This is a genomic window from Streptomyces sp. NPDC001406, assembly GCF_042895285.1.
Taxonomy (GTDB): domain Bacteria; phylum Actinomycetota; class Actinomycetes; order Streptomycetales; family Streptomycetaceae; genus Streptomyces.
This window is the reverse complement of record NZ_JBIAWG010000002.1, coordinates 216,869-240,556: the sequence shown is the minus strand read 5'-3', so window position 1 is coordinate 240,556 and position 23,688 is coordinate 216,869. Positions and strand designations below refer to the sequence as shown.

Here is a 23,688-nt window from a genome sequence, read left to right as displayed (position 1 = left end):
CAATGATGCCGTTCACCGTCACCGGAGCATTCGATGACGGAGCGACCTACAGCGTCCAGGTCACCGGGCGGGCCGACCGCCCGGCGATCGGGTCGCACCGCGCCGCGGCCCTGGTGGACCTCCACCAGGGGGAGCCCATCACCCTGTCCCCAACCGGCCCCGTGCGGACGGTCGCCGGGGATGATGAGGCGACCGTGCTCGCCGTACTCCGCGAGCACACCCACTTGATCGACGAGGGGCAGGGCGCGCCCCGGCAGGCACGCGTGCCAGAGAGCTGATCCGAGGGGCTTGCACAATTGTGCAAGAACGCCCGTGAGGCGACGGGGCGAGGCCGGGACACAAACGGCTTCGCCCCTCCATCCTCCGCCCGTGACCAGATACGGATACGCCATCAAGGCTCTCCCCAAGAAGGGCGGCAAGCCGTTCGGGGAAGAGGACGACGAACAGACCACGGACACCGGCGAGGAGACGCTCGACGATGACCTCGACCCCGCGGCGCTCGCTGAGGAGACGCCCAGCGATCCGGCCGATCCGACCGCCCCGGGCGCACCTCCAGCAGACCCGGCTGCTCCGGACCCGACCGCACCGCCGGAGCAGCCCACCGAGGCGCCCGCCGACGGTACGCAGCCGCCCGGCAACGAGCCTCCGGCCGATGCCCCGGAACCACCGTCCGACGACGCCCGCCAGTGGGCGGGTGATCCCTACGACGAGGGCGACGAGACGGACCCGGCCAACGCCTTCGCCTCCTACACCGGCAGCAACGGCGAACAGGCGTGGCTGGATCAGGACGCCGACGGCACACTGACCGGGTGGGTACGGGATGGGACGGGACAGGTGTGGCGTTACACAGACCCGGACGCGTGGGCGATCGACGTCGACGACGCCCACATGACGCAAACGCACAGCAAAGCCGACGAGGCCGCCAGCCCGCCCCAGGCCGCTCCTGCGAGCGACCGCGGCGTACAGGACTCGATGTTCCAGTAGGGAGCTGACGACGTGCAGTTGAACCGTGCGACCGCCCTGCGGTTGCAGCAGGAGGGCAAGACCGCCTATCAGGCCGGCGACCCGGGCAACGCCAGCCCGTACGACCGCCTCGGGAATGCGGAGCAGCAGTTCGGCTATCGCTACTGGATGCGCGGCTGGTCCATGGCTCGCTCGGAGGCTGAGGACGCCCAGGCGGAGCCTGCGGCCAGCACAGGACACTAGACAGACGCGAACGGCACGGTGCCCGGCGGCCCACTGTCCACCGCCGGAGGTTTCCCGCCGTGCCGAGCGCTCCACCCACAAGATCGTCACACCCAAGCACCCTGCGAGGCACCAGCCGGGCAATCTACGCCGTCACTGGTGTGGTCGACGAGGTCAACGACCTCATCGTCCCCGGTGCCTTCGCTCACACCCTCGCCACCCGCCGTGTCAAAGCCGTCTGGCACCACGAATGGAAGGATGCCGTCGGCGTCGTCCTGGACGTCGAGGAGTGGATGCCCGGCGACCCCCGGTTCGCCGAGATCCCCAACTGGCCTGCCGAGGCCGGCGCCCTGGTCGCAACCGTCGAGTACAACCGACGCACCAGCAAGGGCCGCGACACCTACGAGCAGGTCAAGCAGTGGTACGAGCACGGTGAAGCCGCCTTCTCCATCGGCTACCGCGTACCCACGGACGGGGCCACCCGCCGCGCTGACGGCGTCCGCGTCATCCACCGACTCGACCTGTTCGAGGTCAGCCCCGTCCTGCACGGCGCGCACCCCATGACCCGGGCGCTCGAGGTGAAGGCCGCGGCCAACCCCGGCATGGAGTACAAGGCCACCCCGAGCCCCGTCGAACTCGAAGCCGTGAAGGACGAGGACCGCATCAAGGTCGCGGGCCTGGCCCTCAAGGCAGCCGACACCAGCCGCGTATTGCTCATCCAGCGCGCCCTGGAAGACGACGATCCGGCGGCCGGCACCTGGGAGTTCCCCGGCGGTCACCGGGAGAAGGACGAAGACGCCCTCGCCGCGGCCCTGCGTGAGTGGCAGGAAGAGACCGGCGCAGACCTGCCGGGAACGGCAAGCATCGTCGGCTCCTGGACCGCCCCGAACGGCATCTATCGCGGCTATGTCGCGGTCATCCCCAGCGAGTCGGCCGTCTCGCTCAACCGACCCCACGATGAGCGGCTCGTGGCCAACCCCGATGACCCGGACGGGGAGGCCACAGAGGTCACCGCCTGGTGGCCCATCACCGCCCTCCCCGACATGTCGCTGCTCCGGCCGGAGTGCCGAGACACCCCCTGGTCGCTCCTGGCCGGTGCCACCCTGCCCCAGGGCCCGCCGAGCACACAGGCCAGTCCCGAAGCCCAGCAGTTCGCCGCTGGTGTGATGAACACCTTCGCCGCCCTCGGCGGAGAGAAGAAGTCCGCGCGGGCCACCGTGGCGGCCGCCCGCATCCACGGATCGCGGATCGAGCACAAGTCGGCCCGCGCCATGGTCGCTGAGGCCAAGGCCGCCGGGGGCATGGACCAGGACCGCGGCGACGCCGAGCAGTTGCGGCACTGGTACGTCCACGGCGAAGGCGGCGCCCAAATCGGCTGGGGCACCCCCGGCGACTTCGACCGCTGCGTGGGCATCGCCGGACGCCACATGAGCCCGGACAACGCCAAGGGCTACTGCAACCTGCGCCACAAAGACGCCTTGGGGATCTACCCCGCCACCCACGCGGCCGAGAGCAAGAGCGCTCGCCGCGCCGTCCTGGAAGCCAAAGCCCGCCTCGCTTCCCCTGGAGAGCCCGTGAACACGATCCAACCCCTTCCCGCCTCGTTCGAGCAGATCCGCGACCGACTCGGCCAAGCCGTCCGCACCCTCCTCGCCGCGGAGGAAGGCACGTGGGCATGCATCCAGGGCACCTACCCGGACCACGTCATCGCCTCCGTCCACGCCGACGGCGAAGACGAGCAGCACTACCTGGTCCCGTACACGCTCGGAGGAGACGGCGACGGGGACGACGTGGCGCTGGGGCAGCCGCAGCGCGTGGAGCTGGCAACCGTGGTCGTCCCCGATGAGGACGACGGCCCGCGCGAGGCAGACGAGGACGAGGAGATCGACGCCCGCGTCGTACAGCCCACTGTCGACGCGCTCAGCGACGCCGCCGCCCGTATCAGCACCTCGGACGCGAACCCCGGCCAACTCGAAGGCGTACGCGACAAGGTGCGCGCTCTCATCAGGGCCCTGTCTGCCAAGGGACTCGACGTCGACCAGCCGCCGAAGCAGCCCGCCCCGGCACCCAACCGCGCGGCCGGCCCGACCGGCATGGACCTGTGGGACGAGTACCCCTTCGACGATGAAGGCGACGACGAAGTGCCCACCGAGGACGGGACCTCGAGCGAAGGCACGCCCCCCGAGGACGCCGTCGACCAGGACAAGGAGGACCCCGGCACAGTGCGGCTGGACCCGGACGAGGTGAAGGCCGCACTCGCCTTGCTGCAGGGCTGAGTCGCGACTCAGCCACACGTCCGCGAATGCAGGCAACCGGCCCGCCACCTACGAAACCGCAGGTCACGCCCTATGTGCTGCCCGCTCTTGACGAACTGAGCGGGCAGCACGCGACGTTAACCCCTCTCTCCCCTTTCCATTCCGCCTCGCGTTGAGGCGTCCCGGTGCTGGCCGGGCGAGCGACGCACGTCAACCGCACCCAGCACCAGGGAGAGCACCCCAAATGCCCACCAGCCGTATCGAGGAACTACAGAAGGCACTCCAGCTCAAGTCCGCCGAGGCCGAGCGCATCAGCCAGACCTTCAAGGTCGAGGACGGCGGCCAGTTCGTCGTCTCCAGCGAGCAGGCGAAGGCCTTCAAGAAGGTCTCTTCGGAGGCCGCGGAGATCAAGAGCCTCATCGACGCCGAGCAGGGCCTGACCGAGATCAAGCAGTACCTCGACGCCCCCGTCGCGCCGCCAGCCGCGGCCACCCACTACGGGCAGCGCTCCGGCGTCGAGGAGAAGTCCCTCGGCGACCTGTTCGTCGAGTCCGGCTCCTACCAGCGCGCCACGCAGGCCGAGTTCCGCGACAAGCCGTACATCCGCGCCGACATCGAGGGGAAGTCAATCTTCTCCCTGTCCGCGGGCTCCGTGACCCACCAGGTCCTCGGCTCCGCTCAGAACCTCGGGATCGCCGAGCGCCCGTTCCGCAAGTTCCACATCCGGGACCTGTTCCCGAAGTCGACCACCAAGAACTCCGTGCTGTACGGCGCGCGAGAGACCGGCTGGACGAACAACGCCCGCCAGGTCAAGGAGCGGTACGCCGCGGACGGCACGTCGCCGGCCACCGGCGCGGACACCGACACCTGGGGCCGCGCCCCGCGGTCGAAGCTGAGCCTGACCCCGGTGATGTACCCGGTCGCCGAGGTGGCGCACCTGCTCGACGCGCACAAGAACATCCTGTCCGACGAGCCGCGCCTGAAGACCTTCATCAACACGCGCATGGTCGAAGGTGTCAAGTACGCGGAGGACTGGGACCTGCTGCACTCCGTCGGCGACGGCCAGTCCCTCACTGGCATCTACAACACCCCGGGCGTCCAGCAGTACACCGGTCTCGCGACCGACCAGTACAGCGTCCAGATCCGCAGGTCGATCACCAAGGCGTTGCTCGCCGAGTACGACCCCACCGGCATCGTCCTGTCCCCGACGATGTGGGAGCACGTCGAGGTCGAAGAGGACAAGAACGGCGCCTTCCGCGTCGCCATCGCCGTCGCCATCGGCGCGGAGAAGAAGGTGTGGCGCCTGAACGTGGTCGAAACGACCGCGATGGCCGACACCGACTTCCTCATCGGCGCCTTCGGTCTCGGTGCGCAGCTCCACGACCGCGAGAACGTCTCCGTGACCGTCTCCTCGGAGAACGCGGACAACTACGAGAAGGGCCTCATCACCTTCCGCGCCGACGAGCGCCTGGCGCTCGAGGTCCCCCGTCCGGAGTCCTTCGTCATCGGCACCTGGACCACGCCGACCGGCTGACCCACGCCGGAGTGAGGGGGTGCACCCGAGCCACGGGTGCACCCCCTCCCACGTACCACCATCACGACGACGGAGGACGCTGGTGATCGAGAAACAACCCACAGGCCTCGCCCAGGAGCTGGACGCCCTCGCGGGCGCCCCCGCAGTCCGCCGGGGCCCCCGCTGCAGCGTCGGTGCCCTCCTGGAAGCCGCAGACCCCGACGTGGCCACATCCCTCCGCACGGTGCTGGACACGACCAGTGTCTCCGCCACAGCCATCGCCGAGACCCTCAGCCGCTACAGCGACGCCGTGACGGCCTACACCGTCAACCGACACCGGCGGCGCGGGAAGCCCAACGGATGCCGGTGCGAGCGATGACCCTGAACCAAGACCTGCAGGCCCTCCTCGAGCCTGCCTCCCACGACCAGAGCCACCCCACCCAGGCGCAGCGCGTCTACCCCGCCGCGCCGCGCGGCTGGGAGTCCGGCGTGCGCTACGAGCCGGGCGGCACGATGGTCGTCACGGCCCCGCCCGCCGACAAGCCGCCCGCCGGAGAGGCCGACTGGCGCGAACGCGTCGAGGAGATGGGCCTCGCCATCCCCGAAGGGTTCCGCGTCCGCCTGGTCGAGGCCAAGCACGACCCGGCCGCCTGGCACCGCGACACTCAGGGCGAGGACGCGGTCACGCGCGCGGTGTGGCGCTGCCGGTACATCATCGAACCGGCCGCACCCGCATGGAAGTCCGCCGGCGACGTCGACGCCCTCGTACGGGACGCGATGCGCCGCCGACGGAAGGCACGCCCGGCCATCGACACCGCGGAGCGCGCCCTGGTGGTGGTGTACGCCGACGCCCAGGCCGGGAAGGTGGGCCGGGACGGAGGCACCCCGGAGCTCATCGCACGGATCGCCGACCGGTTCGACCGGCTCGACGACCACATCCGGGACCTCAAGGCCGTGGGCCGCGCCCCGTCCGTCGCCTACTGGGCCGACGCCGGAGACTGCGTCGAAGGCTTCGAGAACACCACGCAGCAGGCGTTCACCAACGACCTGACCCTGACCGAGATGATCCGTGTGCACCGCCGCGTCACCTTCGAGGGCCTCGACCGGCTCGCCGGGAAGTTCGGCCGCGTCGTCGCCGCGACCTGCGGCAGCAACCACGGCCGCGTGCGCCGCGGGAAAAACGCCGTGGGCCCGCCCGTCGACGACTGGGGCATCGAGGTCATGTCCCAGGTTGCCGACGCCTACGCCCGCAACAGCGACGCGTACGGGCACGTCTCGTTCGTGATACCGGAGCGGTGGCGGGACACCGTGTCTCTCGACGTCGCTGGCACCATCGTCGGCCTGGCCCACGGCCACCAGTACCCGCGTCCGGACAAGGCCGGCGACTGGTGGCGGGCGCAGACCTTCGGCCGCCAGCCAGTGGCAGACGCCCAGATCCTGATCACGGGCCATTTCCATCACTTCCGGGCGCAGCAGCTCGGCAACGGTCGCCTCCACATTCAGGCTCCCACGCTCGATTCCGGTTCCGATTGGTACACGGTCCGCTCGGGAGAGGTTTCCCAGCAAGGCCTACTCGTCTTCAGCGTTACGCCCGATGGGTGGGATGACCTGCGGATTCTCTAGAACTGCCCATAGAGTTATGGAAGTAGACGGCCCGGCAGGTGCGGGAACACCCACCGGGCTTTTGGCGATCACCTGTTGGGAGGTGGCTCGCGTGAGCGAGTCTACGGAAGCACCCGTCCACAGACCTATCGGGGCAACGAAGAGGTGCCCCGAGTGCGAAGAGACCAAGTCCATAGACGAGCACTTCGGATGGCGCAAGGAGCGCGGCAAGTGGTACGGGCAATCGCTGTGCCGGGCATGCCGAAGCGCTCGCCGTCGCTCGGATGGGTCCTGGATTCGCAAGACAGAACCTCGGCGCCAGCCTCCGGATGGTCAGGCCTACTGCACACAGTGCCAGGAGTTCAAGGCCAAGGCCGAGTTCACCCGTGACGCTTCCCGCCCCAGCGGTATCAGCCCATGGTGCCGCTCCTGCGGGGCACGTCGTCAGCGTGAAGCACGCGCAGCGATGACGCCAGAGCAGCGGGAGGCCTTCGCGGCTCGCAAAGCGGCGAGCGTCGCACGGAACCCCGAGGGCCGGAAGCGTCGGATGCTGCGGAACTTCTTCAACATCGGGTTGGAGCAGTACGAGGAGATGCACCTCGCTCAGGCAGGCGTCTGCGCGATCTGCGGAGAGCCTGAGACCGCGAAACGGGGGGATCTCGTCATGGACCTTTCCGTCGATCACGATCACTCCTGCTGCCCTGATAAGGGGCGCTCGTGCGGAAAGTGCGTGCGCGGCCTGCTCTGCGCCAACTGCAACAAGGGACTCGGTGCATTCCGCGATGACCCCGAGCGCCTGATGGCTGCCGTCGCGTACCTGGCGACGCATAAGAGTCAGGCGTAGCTGGAGCACCCCATCAAGATCGTTCTTGCCCAATTGGGCAAGTGCCCCTCTCGGCGGGGCGCGACCGTAGCCACCTGGGTGGGGCACGGTGCTCGCGCCCAACACCGATACGAGAGAGAGGCGTGGAGCATGGGGCTCTACAAGGCGGATGGGAGCCGGATCACCAAGGCGGCGTTCCCTTCTTCCTCCGCAGGCATCACCGACCCCGAGGTGGTTGTGACGCAGGACGTATACGCCACGCGTCACAGCGACGAGGGGAGCTACTACACCGGCACCAGCAACGACACGGTCCCCCAGGGGTCCGTCCGCACCCTCGCCTTCAAGGCGGGGCAAGTGGTGCGGCAGTCGGCGATCAACGCCCTGTATCCCGCGGCGGTGATCGACGGCATCAGCCCGGCCACCGGCGGCGTCGCGGGCGGCACGGTGGTGACCATCACCGGCAAGTACCTGGATGGCGTCACCTCGGTGACTTTCAACGGCGTGGCAGGCACCGCCCTGAACGTCATCTCCGCCACGAAGCTGACCGTCACTACGCCTGCCGTTACGGCGGGCGCGAGGGACGTCGTCCTGGTCGACGACGCGGGCAACACCACCAAGACCGGCGGCTTCACCTTCGCCTGATCCACACGACAGGGCGGCCCCTCCGCACGAGCGCAGGGGCCGCTCCCGATTACCCCATGCCACGCACCCCGCTCGGGGCAGGGCGCGACACAAGCTCCGCCCGGAGTGCAGGGTGCGCGCCGTCCGGACCGAACACCCCCGAGAGGGAGCCACCCATGGCAGGCACCACCGCCCGTACCCGTAAGACCGCGGCCCCCAAGACCGCCGAGGACACCCCCACCGAGGAAACCACCGCGGCGGCCCCCGAGGAGACTGCCCTCGCGGCCGAGGACACCCCGGCCGCCGACAGCACCCCGAAGGCGCCCGACGCCGCTCCGCTCGAGCCGCCCGCCGTGGAGATGCCCCCGGAGGCGCCGGCGGCACCCGTCTATGCCAGCCCGACCGAGGTCATCCCCGACGACGCTAACCTCGCCGACGTCATCACCGACGACGCCACCAAGCAGCCCCCGGCCGACCCGAGCACCGTGTTCCAGCCGCTCACCCCGTACGGTTCCGCCCTCGTGTGCACCGTGCGCCTGGTCGAGAAGACGTTCATCGGACCGCACTCCAACCCCGTCGAGCGTCTCCTGCAGCCCGCGGGCGCTCACGTCTCCGAGAGTGTCGCCGCGCGGATCCAGGAGCGCCTCGACGCCCAGGCCGCGCGGTTCGCCGCCCAGGCCGCCGCGGACAGCGACGAGAAGTAAAGGGGCCCGGAGTGGTCTTCGACTATGAACCCATGTACGGCGGGGCGCACTACGACCCCGAACCGGCCGGCGGAGCAGTCAGCCGCCTTGACCTGTACGGCACGGCCGACCGCAGCGGTCCGGTAGTCGCCGCGGCGACCACGGTCACCCGGCTACGCCCCGGGGTGTACCGGTTCGACCTGCCCGAGGTACCGCCCGGCCGCTACTGGGGCATGGTCACCTTCACCCCGAGCGACGGGGCCCAGCCGGTCAAGGACACAAGCGTGCGCCTCGACCTGCCCATGGGCATGGGCCTCGTCGCCTCCCCGGAAGCCGTCGCCGACGCGCTTGGCGTACCACTCCCGATCACGGCCGAGCAGCGCAGCGCGCTGGAGACAGCCATCCGCAACGCGCAGGCCGACGTCGTCGGCTACCTCAACCGTCCAGTCGTGCCGAAGGCAATCACCTTGCGCGCCGTCACGCCGTTCTTCACCGGCAGCCTCGACGACGCAGACTCCTGGCCCCTGCCCGACCAGGACGACACCGTCCGAGTCACCGCCTACCGGCCGCACCCGGATGGCACCTACGACGTCGACTTCCTGGTGGGCCTTAACGGCGCCACCGAGGAGACCATCGTCCGCTACGTCACCGCGCACGCCGCGGAGTCCGAGCGGCAACGGCCCGGCGGAGTAGGCAGCACGGGGCGCCGGGTGACCTCAGTGAGCGCCGAGGGACAGTCCATCTCCTACGAGGCCGCGCCCACCGAGGGACAAGCCGGGGCGCTGCCCATGCTCGCTTCCCTGAACCGGCTACGCCGCCGCCTCTACCAGCCACTCAACCGCCCACCGCGCCCGCCCTGGCCGTACTCCACTTCCCGCGGCCGGTACCGCTGATCCACGAAAGGAGCGAGCCCGATGGGCGACCTCTACCAGTCCTACGGCGAGATGGCCGGCGGCCAGATCGAGGGCATCGACTACCAACGGATCTGGCGCGTCTCCCAGGTCTCCACCCTGCTGCACCTGGCCATCCACGGGGGCGGTATCGAGACCGGCACGACCGAACTCGCCGACGCGGCCGCGGCCGACGTCCACGACTTCTACAGCTTGGACGCCTTCAAGCCCTCCGGCACCAACAGCGACTTGCACATCACGTCGACCCGGTACGACGAGCCGCAGGCCCTCGCCATGGCGCAGGCCGCCACGCACATCGTGTCGTGGCACGGCGCATCGGGCACCACGGCGTTCACGTATTTGGGTGGGTTGGACTTCAACCTCCGTGACCAGATCGGCCAGTGCCTGCGGGACGCGGGGTTCACCGTGCAGCTCGCCACCGAGGAGCTGAACGGCAACGACTCCAAGAACATCTGCAACCGGAGTAGCCGCGGCATGGGCGTCCAGCTCGAGATCAGCACCACTCAGCGCGCCGCGTTCTTCGCCAACGGCGACATGACCCGGGCCAACCGGAAGAACACCACCGCGGCGTTCACGTCGTACGTCAACGCGGTCAAGCTGGGCGTCTCCAAGGCTCTCGTAGTCGCTGGGGCAGGCTGACCATGGCCGTCGTCCTCCCGAACGTCCTGCTAACCGTGTACGTTCTCGCCCACCCCTGGGGCCGGGACGCCAACGGTGTGCCCGTCCCCCCGAACCCGAACCAGAAGCCGGCCCCGCGCGGCACCTGGCCCGGGTCGGTTCTCCGGCAGGACGACGGCTCATGGACCGTACGGCTCGACCCGCAGGCCTGGCCGGTCAAGGAGGGCGACACCATCAGCGACGAGACCGGCCAGTCCTGGACGCTGACGGGCACCCCCCGCAACCACGCCGTGCCCGGTTGCCCGGATGTCGACTACGTCCAGGCCACCGCGACCCTCAACCCTCCCGAGGTGCTGTGAGATGGCCAAGTTCACGCCGAACCAGGGTCTCGAGGAGGCACTGGCCCGCCTGATCGCCCCGGCCGTGCAGCGCGTCGCGCACCAGGTCGAGATTGAGGCGAAGCGGCTGGCCCCGCCCACCAAGCGATGGGTAACCGTCGGCGACGACAGGGTCCGCCCCACCCACGTCGCGGCCCAGGGCCAGGAGGTCCCCGGAAACCTGCGCTTCTCGATCAACTCCATGGAGTGGGACATCAAGCACCGCGGCGTGGGCGCGCATACCTACATGCTCGAGCCCCGCGACGAGAGCTCCCGGGCCGTGGCCAACCTCAAGAACTGCCGCTGTACGACGCACAAGGACCCGGAGGGCATCGCCCGGCACATCAACACGGGGCAGCCGGTCGTGGCCGGGAAGAAGGTCACCGTCACCGTGTCCGTACAGGCCCCGAAGGTCGTCGAGGCCGAGGTGGGCACCGTCTACCCGGGCAACCTGCGCGCGGACGGCGCAAATTTCATGTCCCGCGCGGCCGCCATCGTCGCCGCCCGCCGATGACCCCTACTGAGCTACCCGGTCGATGTCACGGAGGATCGAGTCAAGGTTAGCGATGAAGAGTGCCCAGCCGGCGAAGGCCATCGCATCCTCCTGCAACGCCTTTCTTGCTGCCACACGCTGGGTAGGGCTACCGCGTTCGAGGTCGCGCACTTGGCGGTCCAGATTCTCGAAGTACCAGATGAGACCCTGCCGGTTGATCCTTGCAAGCCGCTCATGCGCGTTCCGAATTACCCGATACCGCTCAAGAGGCATCCATGCCAGTCCCGTGCCCGCCACAAGCGGCCTGATCTCTCGGTCTAGTGCCGCATCAGGCAACGTTCGCCCCTTTGGGGTCGGCGGAGTTGCCTCGGTGGCCGTAGGCGAGGGTCGTGTCAGGTGAGGTTGTCCTGGGCCCAACGGGAGATGCCGCCGAGCTTGGCAGCGGCCGTTTTGATGTCGCCGATGGCAGTGGGCTGTTCGGTCTGGCCGTCGAAGCCTTCGAGTCCGGTCGCTTCCTCGACTATGTGTGCGACGCGGTACGCCTCCGCGGCGATCGGCAAAGCCGCCTTTCCGGGGTAGCGGTAGGGGATCTCGATGTCGGCCGATTCCCCGGCGTAGTCCAGCTGGAGGTGGCCGGCGGGGCCGTCTCGCCACAAGGTCAGGCTGTAGAGGTACTCCTGCGAGGTAACGGGCCCGATTTCCGCGGTGACCCGCTGCAGGATCCGCTCCCACGCAGTTCGCTGGGCCGTGGTCAGGCGCATGGGTACCGGTTCGGCGTCCGGGTCGTACTCCGCGGCGCGATCTTCCAATGTCTCCAGGAGGGTGCGGCCTGGGCGGCGGCGGGCGAAGGTGATGTCATAGGTCACCGTCCGCAGGGTAGGGCCTCGGACTCGATACCCTCCAGGCCGTGGCTGAGCGGGTGCGGGTGCGAGGGATCGATGACGATGAGGGCCGACGGTTGCTGCGGATCATCCGCCGCGGTACGGGGTCGGTGGTTACTTGGCGGCGGGCCCAGATGGTGCTGCTCTCCGCGCAGGGCATGGACGTGGCGAAGATCGCCGAAGTGACGTTCACCAGCGCGGACCGGGTCCGCGACGTGATCCACAACTTCAACACTGACGGCTTCGACTCCCTCTACCCCAAGTACAAAGGCGGCCGTCCGAAAACGTTCACGCTGCTCGAGCGCCGCGAGATCAAGAAGATCGCCAAGTCAAAGCCAGCCGAGCACGGCCTGCCGTTCTCGGCCTGGAGTCTGATCAAGCTGGCCGACTTCCTGGTCGCCGAGGGGGTGGTCGACGACATCAGCCACGAGGGCCTGCGCATCCTGCTCCGCGAGGAAGGCGTCACCTTTCAACGCGTGAAGACCTGGAAGACCTCCCGCGACCCCGACTACGCCACCAAGAAGGCCCGCGTCGAGCACCTCTACGCCATCGCCGACGGCGAGGTCATACCCGAGGACGGCGAACCCCAAGTGGTTTTATGCATGGACGAGTTCGGGCCACTCAATCTCCAGCCCCACCCCGGACGGCAGTGGGCCGAACGCGGTGGCAAGCACAAGGACCCTGAGCGAGGGCCCCGCCCTCGGCGGCGGGCCACCTACACCCGCCCGCACGGGGTCCGCCACCTGCTCGCCGCCTACGACCTGGCCAAGGACAAGCTCTACGGTCACATCAAGAAGACCAAGAACCGAACGAAGTTCCTGGAGTTCTGCCGCTACCTGCGCACCCTCTACCCTGCGACCGTCCGCCTGGCGATCGTGTGCGACAACTACTCCCCGCACCTGACCACGAAGAGAGGCCGCCGCGTCGCGGACTGGGCCGAAGCAAACAACGTCGAGATCGCCTACACCCCGACCAACTCCTCGTGGCTGAATCGCATCGAGGCCCAATTCACCGCCCTGCGGTACTTCACCCTCGACGGCACCGACCACGCCAGCCACAAAGAACAGGGCAGCATGATCCGCCGCTACATCATCTGGCGGAACAAGCATGCCTCCGACGAGCGCCTACGCAAGATCGTCAACGGGGCGAACGTTGGTTGATGCGGCACTAGTAGGGCTCCGTTAGGTCTATCTCGATCTTGGTGTCGTCCTGTTGGGCAGAGGTTGGTGGCAGGTGGTGCAGGTGCCGGTCCAGCAGTTCAGCAGGTCTTGGATGGCGTCGAGGATCTGGTAGAGGGTGAGTCCGCTGTATCGGCTTTTGGGGCCAGGCGCTGTTCGGTGAGGAAGGCGTGGGCGGCGGTGACCAGGGTGACGTGGTGATGCCAGCCGGTCCAGGAGCGGCCCTCGAAGTGGTCCAGGCCGAGGCCGTGCTTGAGTTCCCGGTAGTCGTGCTCGATGCGCCAGCGGATCTTGGCCAGGCGGACCAGTTCAGCCGGCGCGGTAGTGGCGGGCAGGTTGGACAGCCAGTAGTCGGTGGGTGCTTCGGCGCCTTCGGGCCATTCGGCCAGCAGCGTGACCGCGGGCAGGACGCCGTCCCAGAAGCCCTCCTGCGCGGTGGCGGCGGCCTGGGCCAGGCGGCGGGCCCGGATGCCGGCCGGCCGCACCCGCAGTGCCACAAAGTGCGAGCGCATCGGCCCGCGGGATCCTTCACGCCAGGTCACCTCGGTGAACGCCTGCTGTCCGCGGCTTGCGGCCAGCGCGGCCACCGGCAACGGCTTGTCCCGGTAGCGGGGCTGCGGCTTGCGGCCGTTTCCGGACCAGGCCGGGGCGGTGGGCCGCACGTCGTGCGGGTGGACGGTCACGTCCGAACGGATGGCCACGACATAGCCGATGCCCCGGCCGTCCAGGCCGTCGCGGAAGTCGGCGTTCTGCCCGTAGCCGGCGTCGGCCACCACCACCGGCGGCACCAGACCCCACCCGGCCAGTTCATCGAAGGTGTCCAGGGCCAGGCGCCACTTCTCCCGGTGCCCGACCTCCTGCGGCATCCCCGTCTTCTGCCGCCGTCCGGCATCGTCGGCCCACTCCTCGGGCACGAACAACCGCCACTGCAGCGGACAGGAGGCAGTGTCGGAGACCGCGTGCACGCTCACCGCGACCTGGCAGTTGGCCCGCTTGCCCAGCGCCCCGCAGTACTGGCGCGCGACCGCCACCGACATCTTCCCGTCCTTCGGGAACGACACGTCATCGACCGCCCAGGCATCCGGGCCGATCAGCGGCACCATCCGCTCCGCGATCCGCCGCCGCACCGGCACCGGATCCCAGGTCGACTGGTTCACGAACTGCTGCAGGTTCTGCTCGTTGCCATCCGGCAGCCGCTCCGCCATCGGCTGGATCGACTTGCGCCGCCCGTCCAGCATCAGCCCCCGCAGATAGCAGTCGCCCTTCGCCCGCTGATCCTTGCGCGGCACCGACGCGAACACATCCGCCACGAATAACGCCAACTTCGCCCGAGCCCGGTTCACTTCATGTGCGTCCACACGTTCACCATGCCCCTGAACACGGCCAGCACACAGACCTAACGGAGCACTACTAGTTGCCCCCACAGCAGAACCATCGAGTCGGCCCAGTCAAGCTGATTGCGTCCGTCGCCGAGGAACGCTCCTCGGAAGACGGAGGTTCGCCTGGCAAGCAGCGCTGGCACCTCTGGGTTCCGAGGCCGGTCCAGTGCCTCAAGCAAGTCCCCGTTGATCGCAAGCAGCTCCGTCGCTTCGAGCTCGTAGCGCGGGAGAGCCGCAGGAAGCACGTACTTGAGCGCCATCTCCCGATAGGCAGCGGCGGCAACCCGTGCACGGTTCCTACTGACCTTTTCGAAGGGTTGTCGCTGTCAGTGGGGCGGGGGTGGCAGTCCAGTTCCGGTGAGGCAGCCGTCGATGAGCCGGGGTCTGCGTTGGATGTGACGCATGCCGGAACGGACGGCCCTGACCAAGTGGTCTCGGTCGGCGAAGACGACGTTGGCGGTCGTGGAGCGTCGCAGCAGTGACCAGATGCCTTCGACAGGGTTGAGGTCGGGAGCGTAGGTGGGCAGCTGGATGATGGTGAGCCAGTCCTGTCCGGCCGCCCATTGCCGTAACGCGGCGCTGCGATGGACGTTGAGATTGTCCCAGATCACGACGATGGGGCCGCCGAGCTGGAGGTGGGCCCGCACGATCAGGTCGCGGTAGTCCTGCCAGGTGAAGCCACGGTGATCGCCTCGCAGATGTCCCTGGACGCGTGGCCGGTAGATCAGCCGGCTGCGTTCGCCGGTCTTGTAGCAGGCCAGGGCGGCCAGTGTGATGCGTCCTCGTGAGCCGCCGTTGAAGCGGACTGTGGGAGTGGGCCCGCGAGGGGCCCATGTGCGACTGCGGTGCGACGTCATCGAGACAGCGGCCTCGTCCTCGAAGACGAGCCAGGCCCCGAGCGCCGCGGCGGTGGCTTTGCCGACGGCCACGTCTCCTTGATCCATCCCGCGACGGCCGCGTCGTTGCGCTCGACAGCCCGTCGTGCCGGCTGACGGCATGACCAGCCGTGACAGCGCAGCAGTTCCCACACTCCACGGACGGACAACTGGACTCCCGTCACGTGCGCGAGGAGCAACTGAATGCGTGACAGCGTCCACCGCTCGTCAGGCCACCCATGGAAGACAGCCCCTTTGAGCAACTCTTCCTCGAGCGTGGCGAACTCCTCCTCGCTCACTTTGCGGGCCTTGGCCGGCCCGGAACAGAGCAGGCCGTCTCTGCCGCTATCCCGCCAGGAGTGCCTCCAGCGTTCCACCGACCGGAGGCTGACACGCAGGTCTTTGGCAATCGCTGTGTTGCTCTCACCGCGTGAGAACGCATCAGCAGCCAGCAGGCGGATCCGCTCCCGTGCCACCTGTTCATGAGGCCGGAGTCCGCCCCCTTGCGCATACCGCATGTCACGGGCTTACCGCCAAACTGACCCAACGTCACCCCCGACAACCCTTCGAAAAGGTCAGTAACAGACCTACGCTCCATCGCTTCCGCCTGCACCTCGCCCAGATGCGAAAGGACAACAAGAGCGGTCGGAACACCAAACAGCAAGCTGGCAAAGCTCGACGCAACGTTGGTCAGGAAACTGCGGTTGTCCCACCAGTGGTGACCATCTCCATAGACGCCGAGACCGATGGCAACACAGCCGAGCGGCAAGCAGACGTACGCCACCCATCGGATGAGGCGAGGCGTCTCCCGCCACCACGCCCATGCCGAAGTACCCCAGTTCAACATTCCTGCCACCGAGTCCTCCCGACCCTCCGGCCACCGGCACGCGACACTAGCGGACGTCGAAGTCCAGGCTGCGGGCATGGCTACGAACACCACCACCAAGAAGCCCGCCACCGCGGCGGAGGAGAACGCCGCGGCCGTCACCGAGACCGCCGAAGCCCGCCCCGAGCACGCACGCCGCGCGCCCGACGTCGTCGGCCCGCCCCTCGGCGAGGACGAGAAGCCGGTCCCCGTCACCCTGTCCCACCACCTGCGGATCGACAGCACCGACTACACTCCGGGCGCCGAGATCCACGTGTCCGCCGACTACGCCCGCCGCCTGCGCGGTCAGGGCTTCATCGCCCGCACCTGATGTCTGAGTTGACCCTTGCAGACGCCGACCCGGTCTCCGTGCTCTTGGCGTGGCTCCAGCAGAGCGACCAGGTCGCCGACGCCCTCGGCGGCCCCGGCCGCGTGTCCGGCATCCCCGAGGCGCCGTGGCCGCACCTGCTCATCGGCCACGGCCCCGGCGGAGATCTGCGGGACCTGAACTGGGCGACGGCACCCGAGGTGACACTCGAGGTTCACGGGGACCCGGGCGGTTGGCCCGGCAAGGCCGAGCTGCGCCGCATCCTCGTGCGCTGCGCCCAGGCCGCCCGGGGCATTGTCGAGGCGCCGCACACGCCCGGCCGGCCTGTCGTCAACGGCGTGAAGCCATCCGGCCTTCTGGTCTGGTCGCCGCTCGTCGACGGCCAACCCCGATGGCTGATGAACCTCTCGGTGACCCTGCACCCGTGACGACGCGACGTTAACCACCCCAGCTCTCCAAGGTGTCCGCGCCCTAGCACCGGACACCTTGGAGAACCCCGTCATGGCAGGCGAGACCACCAACAACAACCAGATCGTCATCCCGTCGATCACCCGGGTCTATCTGGCCCCCGTCGGTACGGCCGCGCCCGCCGACGCGACCGTGGCGATGCCCACCGCGCTGCGAAGCGTCGGCCTAACCACCGAGGACTCGCTCAAGTTCAACTCCGAACCGAACTTCGAGCAGGTCAAGTCCGCCCAGTCCTCGTACCCGACCCGCACCTTCCAGACCAGTGACGCCGCGACCATCGAGGTCGACCTGCAGCAGTGGTCCGGGGCCAACTTCCAGGCCGTGTACGGCGGCGGCACGATCTCGACCATCAGCGTCGCCGGACCCCCGGCGGCCACGCACTACAAGTTCACCCCGCCGCGGATCGGCTCCCGCACCGAAGTGATGGCCGTCATCGAGGTCATCGACGGCGGCAAGCACTACCGGTACGTCATTCCCCGCTGCATGCAGATGGAAGGCGTCTCCAAGGACCTGGCGAAGACGAAGGAGGCCGTTTTGCCGCTCAGGCTCGCGGTCCAGGGCGGCGACGACCTCGATGCCTGGTACGTCCTCACCGACGACCCGGCGTTTGCGCCCGCGGCGTGACCTCTCGCGGCAGCGCGCGACACAAGCCCCACCGGCTTGCCACTGTCCGCGCGCTGCCGCACCCGGCAACCCAGCTACGCACTCAAGAAGAGGTCACCCACATGTCGTTCGTCATCGACCTGGACGCCGAGCGCCGCGAGGTCCAGTACCCCGACGGCATCCCCGTGAAGTTCGGCGGAGAGATGTTCCTGTTTCCGGCGGAGCTGCCGGCGGAAGCCCTCGACCCGATCCTGTCCGACGAGCTGGACCTGGTCGGCCTCCTGGGCGAGGTCCTCGAGTCGTCCGACGGCGACGCCGGCGTCAAGGAAGTCGTCAACGCCCTGTTCCGCCGCCCGTCCCTGCCGCGCAAGTTCCTCGAGGCGATCCGCAAGACGTACGCGATCCTTTTGGGCGACCAGCACGAGGAGTTCCTCAAGCGCCGCCCGTTCATCGGCGACTACGTCCGCCTCACGACCGGCCTGACCAAGGTCTACGGGGTTGAGCTGGGAAAGCTCTTTCGGTCGGCCGACTCCTCCGAGAGCGATTCGGAGACGTCGAGTCCGACCTCTCCCGGTACCACCGAATCGACGCCCGACGCGTCTGGCTCCGCCCCGGACAACCCGGATTCCTCGGACTCCGACGGCTGATCTCCCTCGTCGACGGCCTGCCAGACGACTCCCAGGTCCGCTCTACCCCCCTCGGGGGCTGGAACCGACACCTCGAGCTACTGGCGCTGATCGTCGAGGAGATCGGGCTCCTTGCCGCTGAACGGCGGCGCGAGGAGCCGACCACCATCGTTCGCCCGCCGCGCCCCGGCACCGCGCCGCGCAGCAGCTCCAGCCCCACCAGGCCTCAGCCGCCGCAGCCCGCTCCGGAGCCACCGGCACCCCGCATGACCGGCCACCGCCAGATGCTCATGGCCGCCATGCAGAGAGGAATGGTCCGCGGTGTCTGAGGGCCTGCAGGCCGGCCGCCTCGATGTGCCGGTCGTCGCCGACCTATCCGGGTTCGCGGCGAAGCTGCGCAGCGAGGTCGAGGCGGCCGCCGAGGGCCTGGCCGCAAAGATCAAGGTCGAGGTCAACGCCAAGGGGCTCCGTAAGCAGCTCAAGAAGGCTGTCGAGGAGGCCTCCAAGGGCATCACCGCCAAGGTCAAGGTCAAGGTCGACGAGGAGCGGTTCCGGTCCGAGCTGGACGGGATCCGGCGCCGCCTCGACGAGGCCGACCTCCATCTGCCCGTACGGCCGGATGGTGACGGCGACGACTCCCGCCGAGGCGGTCTCCTCGGCGGACTGCGCGGCCTCATCGGAGGCGCCCAGGACGAAGCCAACCGCAGGCCGGTCGACGTCCCGGTACGGGCGAAGATGCCCGGCGGACGCGCGGCGCTGATCGGAGGACTCCTCACCCTCCTTGAACCGGCGGTCGCCCTGATCGGCCAGTACGGCGCGGGCCTGACCGCGCTCGTCTCCGCGGCCGCGCCCGCAGTGGGCGTCCTCGGCGCGATACCCGGACTGATCGCCGCAGCGGGCACCGCCGCGATCGGCACGAAGGTCGCGTTCTCCGGGTTCGGCGACGCCCTCAAGGAAACGCTCAAGGTCCAGCAACAGCAGGCCGCCGGCACCAAGGTCACCAAGGCCGAGCAGCAGAAGCTCGATCAGGCGGTGAGCAAGCTGTCCGGCTCGGCGCGGAAGTCCGTCAAGGACATCGCGTCACTGTCAGGCGCATGGGACAAGGTCAAGAAGTCCGTCAGTGAACGGTTCTTCTCCCGCATCGACGGCGACATCAAGCCGTTGGCGGAGGCCACGCTTCCCCTGCTGAAGAGTTCCCTCGGTGACACGGCCTCCCAGATGGGGAAGCTCGCCGACCGCGGCGCCCAGTTCATGAAGTCCGGCGTCTTTCGCAAGGACTTCAAGACGATCGCGGGCACGAACTCCCGTGTCATCGGCAACCTGACCAATGGCCTGGCCAACCTGGGCCACGCAACACTCGACTTCCTGGTCGCCTCCGGCCCGTTCGTCGAGCGGGTCAGCCGCGGCGGCGAGCGCATGACCCAGTGGGTCCGGGCGCAGGTCCAGGCCGGGCGGGAAACCGGAAGCCTCGCGAAGTTCCTGGACCACGCCGGAGATGCCGCCGGACAGCTCGGGCGCGCCACCGGAAGCCTGATCAAGGGACTCGGTGGCGTCGGCAAGGCTGCCATGGACACTGGCCAGTCCATGCTCGACGGCCTCGAGGGCAGCATGAAGCGCTTCGAGCGCTATGCCCAGTCGGGCGCCGGCCAGAAGGCGATGAAGCAGTTTTTCTCCGACTCTGCGCCCGCCTTCCACGAGGTCAACATGTTGTTCGGCGACATGATGCGCGGCCTCGGCAGGTCCATGAAGGACGGCGGCATCGTCGACCTGGTCCGGCAGATCCGCCTCCAGTTGATGCCCGCGCTGGGGACGTTCTTCAACTCCCTCGGGCAGAGCGTCGGACCCGCGCTCATCTCCGTCATCTCGAACATCGCGGAGGCCATCGGGAACCTGTCGGCGGCCGGCAGCGGTCTCGGGGTGCTGCTCGTGGCCTTCAACGGCCTCCTGCACGCCGTCAATGCGGTGACGAGCGCGTTCCCCGCGCTGAACACCGTGGCGGCGATCCTCCTGGGCACGATGCTGTCGCTCAAGGTCCTCAGCAGCATCTCCACCATGCTGCGCGGCTTCGGTACGTCGGTCGTGGCCGCAGGCACCAACATCACCACCCTGAACAACACGCTGCGCGGCACGGCCACCGCAGGCGGCACGAGCCTGAGCCTGTGGGGCCGTATGACCGGCGTCTACAGCCGGGTGTCCCAGCAGGGCAACCGCCTGACCGGCACCCTGCGCGGTATCGGCGCCGCCAACAGGGTCGCAGTACGGGCGATCGGCGGCATCACCGGCGCGCTGGGCGGCCCCCTCGGTATCGCCATCGCCGCCGCGACGATCGGTCTCGGCTGGCTCGCTTCCAAGCAGGAAGCCGCGGCCCGCGCCGCCCAGGCGCACGAGGAGCAGGTGCAGAACCTGGCCCAGGCCCTGGCCCAGTCCAACGGCGTCGTCGACGCCAACGTTCGGGCACAGGCAGCGACCTACCTGCAGGACGTCAAGCTCGCCGACGGCAAGGGCAAGCTCGTCGACGTCCTGCGCGACGCCGACGTGAGCCTCCAGGACGTCACGAACGCCTACCTGGAGCAGGGCGGCTCCATCACCGATCTGCAGAAGAAGCTGAATGGCCTGGCTGAGGACACCAAGAAGTACGTCGAGCACGGCCGTGACACCTACGTCCTCGACTACAGCGAGCAGGGCAAGAAGTACAAGGCCGCTGCCGACGAACTCGGCAAGATGAACGGCACCCTTCAGGAGACGAAGAAGAGGCAGAAGGAACTCGCCGACGCGACGAACGGCAGCACCACCACCGGCACAACGGCATACGACCGGCTGCAGACGGCCGTCCAAGGCTTCTCCGACAAGACCAAGTCAGCGGACGAGCGGACCGACGCCCTCAAGCGGGCGCTGGACGCCCTCAACGGCAACACCCAGTCGTTCCACGACGCCGAGGCGCAGCTCAACTCCGTGATGCTCCAGATCGACGACACGATGAAGTCGAACATCGACCACGCGGACGGCTGGGGTAAGGCACTCGTCGGCAATGACAAGCTGGTCGACACCTCGACGAAGAACGGCCAGACCCTGAACAGCCAGCTCACAGAGCTGCGCGACAACATGCTTTCCGTCGCCACCAAGGCGCAGGAGGCCGGGGAACAGGGCCTGATCCCCATGTCCAAGGCGATGGACCAGGGCCAGGCCGCCATGGAGAAGGCCCGGAAGAAGGCCCTCGAGCTCGCCCGGGACATGGGCATCCCGAAGGACCAGGCGAAGGCGCTGGTCGACCAGATGGGATTCGTGCCCGACACCATCACCACCCTGGTCACTGCCAAGGGCATCCCCGAGGCCACCGCCGAGCTCCTCGCCCTGCGCGGCCAACTGGAGGGCATCAAGCCCGGCAAGTCGATCCAGATCGACGCGCCCACCACCAAGGCCCGCGAGCAGCTCGAGGCCCTGGGCTTCACAGTGCAGCGCATTCCCGGCAGCAAGAAGGTGACCGTGACCGCCCCGACGTCGGGTGCGCGCGTCAGCATCGCTGCCCTGGCCCAGGACATCGCCAACGCCCCGGACAAGAAGAAGGTCACTGTCCAGGCGATCATCAAGCAGGCCGCCGGCGACCTCAAGAGCGTGCAGCAGAAGGTCGCGGGCCTGCCCAAGGGCAAGTCCATCGAGGTCAAGACGCCCACCGCGGTCGCCCAGAAGGCGCTCAAGGATCTCGGCTACAAGATCCAGAACGTGGACGGCAAGGGCGGCAAGAAGGTCCGGATCACCGCACCGAATGCCACACCGCTCGCCCAGGTTCAGCGGATCCAGTCCGCGATCAACGGCCTGACCGGTCGGACCGTGCACGTCACCGTCCAGTACAGCGAGTCAGGCAAGCCCTCCGTGGTCCGCACGCACGCAGACGGCGGCATCGTGACGTACGCCAACGGCGGCATCCGGCGCGCAGCGAACCGCCTGCGCGCCTTCGCGGCCGGCGCCGAGAACCACATCGCACAGATCGGCAAGCCCGGCGAGTGGCGGCTGTGGTCGGAGCCGGAGACCGGCGGCGAGGCCTACATCCCCCTGGCCCCCGGCAAGCGCAAGCGCAGCGAGGCAATCCTCGAGCAGGTCGCGGAAATGTTCGGCGGCCGGGTCATCTACTTCGCCAACGGCGCACTGCGCCAGTACGCCCAGGGCGGCGTACGCACGCGCGCCACCACCGTCCGACAGCGAGCGGCAGCCGCCCAGGCGGCCGGCTCCCTCGTCGGCGGTGACCTCAACCTGAACATCGGTGCCGTCGACAGCACCGGCACCGCATTGGAGGACGCCATGTTCGAGCTGCGCCGGATCCGACTCGGAGGCAGCTATGCGTGACGGAGACTGGCTGCTCGGCTACTCGTCCTACGACAACTACCCGGGCGCCTCCCTGACGTTTGGCCGCGAGGACTCCGGCATCTACTGCCTGAGCGAGCCGGACGTGTCGTTCGGCGACATGGACCTGGCCGACGCCGCGCTGCCCGGCGAGGACGGCGTCCGGATGGGCCGGGACTACCAGCGCAACGCCACGGTGACCTTCGAGATGGGCGTCGACGGCAACAACGGCCCCATTGACCTGCACTGGGTGCGTCCCTGGGCTAACGGTCCCCGGGTTGGCGATTGGAGCCCGATAGACGCTGTGGCTGCGGCTTACAACAAGCGGGACCAGGGGCCCTACCAGTGGGGTCTCGATGGCCTGAACATGCTGCGGCAGGTCTGGCGGGCCGACTCCATCCGCGGGAAGGCTGGCCGGGTCGCCTGGCTAGTGCACGGCACCGCGGGCCGTACCCGGCAGCTCTACGGGCGGCCGCGCAAGTTCGCCGTGTCTCATTCCCGGTTTTCCCGCCAGGGGTACACGCCCGTCGTCTGCGAGTTCGTGGCCGTCGACGATCGGTTCTACGAGCAGACGGAGAAGTCGATCGAGCTGTACGACCACCAGTGGATCGGGCTGCCGGGGCGGCCCGGCCGGGTCATCAGCGGCGGCGACTGGCTGTTCAAGTCGAAGAAGACCGCTACGTTCAGCCAGCGCGGAACGGAGAACACGTATCCGTACCTGGAGATTTACGGCCCCTGCACGAATCCCAAGGTGACAGTGGGGCCGGAGCTGTGGGCCGTGCAGCTCTCCATGACGATCGCGGCCGGCGACCACGTCACCATCGACGCCCGGCCGTGGGTGCGCACGGCCACGCTCTACCAGAAGTCGACGTCGAAGTCCGTGGCGGACAAGCTCACGAGGTCGAGTCCGCGGCTGTCGCAGATGTTCATCCCGCCCGGGAACTGGACGGCGTCGCTGTCCTTCTCGAAGACCTCCAGCCGGGTTTTCGAGGGACCGCGGATTCGGATGGCCTGGCGCGATGCCTACTCCTGGTGGTGAGCGGGCGACAGTAGACCCCGCGGCCGC

25 protein-coding genes are annotated in these 23,688 nt (G+C 68.6%); 21 read left to right on the top strand and 4 right to left on the bottom strand.

The window, feature by feature from the left end:
- Positions 1 to 2 precede the first annotated feature (2 nt).
- The 14 genes from ACFY1J_RS05180 (at position 3) to ACFY1J_RS05115 (ending at position 11,102) form a co-directional block, all read left to right on the top strand.
- Entirely contained in the window at positions 3 to 278 is a 276-nt protein-coding gene (locus ACFY1J_RS05180; RefSeq protein WP_390730649.1) for a hypothetical protein, read from the top strand.
- Positions 279 to 369: 91 nt separating this feature from the next.
- On the top strand, positions 370 to 984 hold the full coding sequence (locus ACFY1J_RS05175) for a hypothetical protein (RefSeq protein ID WP_390730648.1): 615 nt from the start codon (positions 370 to 372) through the stop codon (positions 982 to 984).
- A gap of 12 nt (positions 985 to 996) precedes the next feature.
- The gene (locus ACFY1J_RS05170; RefSeq protein ID WP_390730647.1) at positions 997 to 1,206 is read left to right on the top strand and encodes a hypothetical protein; all 210 of its coding nucleotides are present in this window, start codon (positions 997 to 999) and stop codon (positions 1,204 to 1,206) included.
- Positions 1,207 to 1,346: 140 nt separating this feature from the next.
- Positions 1,347 to 3,461 (top strand): NUDIX domain-containing protein, encoded by a 2,115-nt coding sequence (locus ACFY1J_RS05165; protein ID WP_390730646.1) that lies wholly within the window; start codon positions 1,347 to 1,349, stop codon positions 3,459 to 3,461.
- A 223-nt stretch (positions 3,462 to 3,684) separates the two neighbouring features.
- The gene (locus ACFY1J_RS05160; RefSeq protein ID WP_390730645.1) at positions 3,685 to 4,974 is read left to right on the top strand and encodes a phage major capsid protein; all 1,290 of its coding nucleotides are present in this window, start codon (positions 3,685 to 3,687) and stop codon (positions 4,972 to 4,974) included.
- An 82-nt stretch (positions 4,975 to 5,056) separates the two neighbouring features.
- Positions 5,057 to 5,332, top strand: a complete 276-nt coding sequence (locus tag ACFY1J_RS05155) for a hypothetical protein (protein ID WP_390730644.1) — start codon at positions 5,057 to 5,059, stop codon at positions 5,330 to 5,332.
- Positions 5,329 to 6,576, top strand: coding sequence for a hypothetical protein (locus ACFY1J_RS05150; RefSeq protein WP_390730643.1), 1,248 nt, complete (start codon positions 5,329 to 5,331; stop codon positions 6,574 to 6,576). The genes ACFY1J_RS05155 and ACFY1J_RS05150 overlap by 4 nt, the downstream gene beginning before the upstream one ends.
- Positions 6,577 to 7,021: 445 nt before the next feature.
- Positions 7,022 to 7,399 carry an endonuclease VII domain-containing protein gene (locus ACFY1J_RS05145; protein ID WP_390730642.1) on the top strand — a complete coding sequence of 126 codons (378 nt, stop codon included), beginning with the start codon at positions 7,022 to 7,024 and terminating at the stop codon, positions 7,397 to 7,399.
- A 129-nt stretch (positions 7,400 to 7,528) separates the two neighbouring features.
- Positions 7,529 to 8,020 (top strand): IPT/TIG domain-containing protein, encoded by a 492-nt coding sequence (locus ACFY1J_RS05140; protein WP_390730641.1) that lies wholly within the window; start codon positions 7,529 to 7,531, stop codon positions 8,018 to 8,020.
- 155 nt (positions 8,021 to 8,175) lie between these two features.
- Positions 8,176 to 8,703: a hypothetical protein gene (locus ACFY1J_RS05135; protein WP_390730640.1), complete on the top strand. Its 528-nt coding sequence runs from the start codon at positions 8,176 to 8,178 to the stop codon at positions 8,701 to 8,703.
- 11 nt (positions 8,704 to 8,714) lie between these two features.
- Complete coding sequence (locus ACFY1J_RS05130; protein WP_390730639.1) at positions 8,715 to 9,575, top strand: hypothetical protein; 861 nt, start codon at positions 8,715 to 8,717, stop codon at positions 9,573 to 9,575.
- Positions 9,576 to 9,596: 21 nt separating this feature from the next.
- On the top strand, positions 9,597 to 10,232 hold the full coding sequence (locus ACFY1J_RS05125) for a poly-gamma-glutamate hydrolase family protein (protein ID WP_390730638.1): 636 nt from the start codon (positions 9,597 to 9,599) through the stop codon (positions 10,230 to 10,232).
- Between the two features lie 2 nt (positions 10,233 to 10,234).
- Positions 10,235 to 10,570, top strand: coding sequence for a hypothetical protein (locus ACFY1J_RS05120; RefSeq protein ID WP_390730637.1), 336 nt, complete (start codon positions 10,235 to 10,237; stop codon positions 10,568 to 10,570).
- Between the two features lies 1 nt (position 10,571).
- The gene (locus ACFY1J_RS05115; RefSeq protein ID WP_390730636.1) at positions 10,572 to 11,102 is read left to right on the top strand and encodes a hypothetical protein; all 531 of its coding nucleotides are present in this window, start codon (positions 10,572 to 10,574) and stop codon (positions 11,100 to 11,102) included.
- A 371-nt stretch (positions 11,103 to 11,473) separates the two neighbouring features.
- On the opposite strand, the gene ACFY1J_RS05110 is transcribed toward ACFY1J_RS05115, so the two are convergent.
- Positions 11,474 to 11,947 (bottom strand): hypothetical protein, encoded by a 474-nt coding sequence (locus tag ACFY1J_RS05110; protein WP_390730635.1) that lies wholly within the window; start codon positions 11,945 to 11,947, stop codon positions 11,474 to 11,476.
- A gap of 41 nt (positions 11,948 to 11,988) precedes the next feature.
- On the opposite strand from ACFY1J_RS05110, the gene ACFY1J_RS05105 reads away from it, so the two are divergent.
- On the top strand, positions 11,989 to 13,122 hold the full coding sequence (locus ACFY1J_RS05105; protein WP_390730634.1) for an IS630 family transposase: 1,134 nt from the start codon (positions 11,989 to 11,991) through the stop codon (positions 13,120 to 13,122).
- A 98-nt stretch (positions 13,123 to 13,220) separates the two neighbouring features.
- On the opposite strand, the gene ACFY1J_RS05100 is transcribed toward ACFY1J_RS05105, so the two are convergent.
- From ACFY1J_RS05100 to ACFY1J_RS05090, 3 genes are all read right to left on the bottom strand, one after another.
- Complete coding sequence (locus ACFY1J_RS05100) at positions 13,221 to 14,498, bottom strand: IS701 family transposase (RefSeq protein WP_390730633.1); 1,278 nt, start codon at positions 14,496 to 14,498, stop codon at positions 13,221 to 13,223.
- Between the two features lie 347 nt (positions 14,499 to 14,845).
- Positions 14,846 to 15,376 (bottom strand): transposase, encoded by a 531-nt coding sequence (locus tag ACFY1J_RS05095; RefSeq protein WP_355313417.1) that lies wholly within the window; start codon positions 15,374 to 15,376, stop codon positions 14,846 to 14,848.
- Entirely contained in the window at positions 15,373 to 15,912 is a 540-nt protein-coding gene (locus tag ACFY1J_RS05090) for a winged helix-turn-helix domain-containing protein (protein ID WP_380043055.1), read from the bottom strand. The genes ACFY1J_RS05095 and ACFY1J_RS05090 overlap by 4 nt, the downstream gene beginning before the upstream one ends.
- Positions 15,913 to 16,317: 405 nt before the next feature.
- Between ACFY1J_RS05090 and ACFY1J_RS05085 the strand changes: the two genes are divergently transcribed.
- The 6 genes from ACFY1J_RS05085 (at position 16,318) to ACFY1J_RS05060 (ending at position 23,661) form a co-directional block, all read left to right on the top strand.
- The gene (locus tag ACFY1J_RS05085) at positions 16,318 to 16,590 is read left to right on the top strand and encodes a hypothetical protein (protein WP_390730632.1); all 273 of its coding nucleotides are present in this window, start codon (positions 16,318 to 16,320) and stop codon (positions 16,588 to 16,590) included.
- On the top strand, positions 16,590 to 17,015 hold the full coding sequence (locus ACFY1J_RS05080; protein WP_390730631.1) for a hypothetical protein: 426 nt from the start codon (positions 16,590 to 16,592) through the stop codon (positions 17,013 to 17,015). Before ACFY1J_RS05085 ends, ACFY1J_RS05080 begins: the two co-directional genes overlap by 1 nt.
- 73 nt (positions 17,016 to 17,088) lie before the next feature.
- Positions 17,089 to 17,679, top strand: a complete 591-nt coding sequence (locus ACFY1J_RS05075) for a hypothetical protein (RefSeq protein ID WP_390730630.1) — start codon at positions 17,089 to 17,091, stop codon at positions 17,677 to 17,679.
- Positions 17,680 to 17,780: 101 nt separating this feature from the next.
- Positions 17,781 to 18,305 carry a hypothetical protein gene (locus ACFY1J_RS05070; RefSeq protein WP_390730629.1) on the top strand — a complete coding sequence of 175 codons (525 nt, stop codon included), beginning with the start codon at positions 17,781 to 17,783 and terminating at the stop codon, positions 18,303 to 18,305.
- Between the two features lie 300 nt (positions 18,306 to 18,605).
- Positions 18,606 to 22,625 carry a hypothetical protein gene (locus ACFY1J_RS05065; protein ID WP_390730628.1) on the top strand — a complete coding sequence of 1,340 codons (4,020 nt, stop codon included), beginning with the start codon at positions 18,606 to 18,608 and terminating at the stop codon, positions 22,623 to 22,625.
- On the top strand, positions 22,618 to 23,661 hold the full coding sequence (locus ACFY1J_RS05060) for a hypothetical protein (RefSeq protein ID WP_390730627.1): 1,044 nt from the start codon (positions 22,618 to 22,620) through the stop codon (positions 23,659 to 23,661). Before ACFY1J_RS05065 ends, ACFY1J_RS05060 begins: the two co-directional genes overlap by 8 nt.
- Positions 23,662 to 23,688 lie beyond the last annotated feature (27 nt).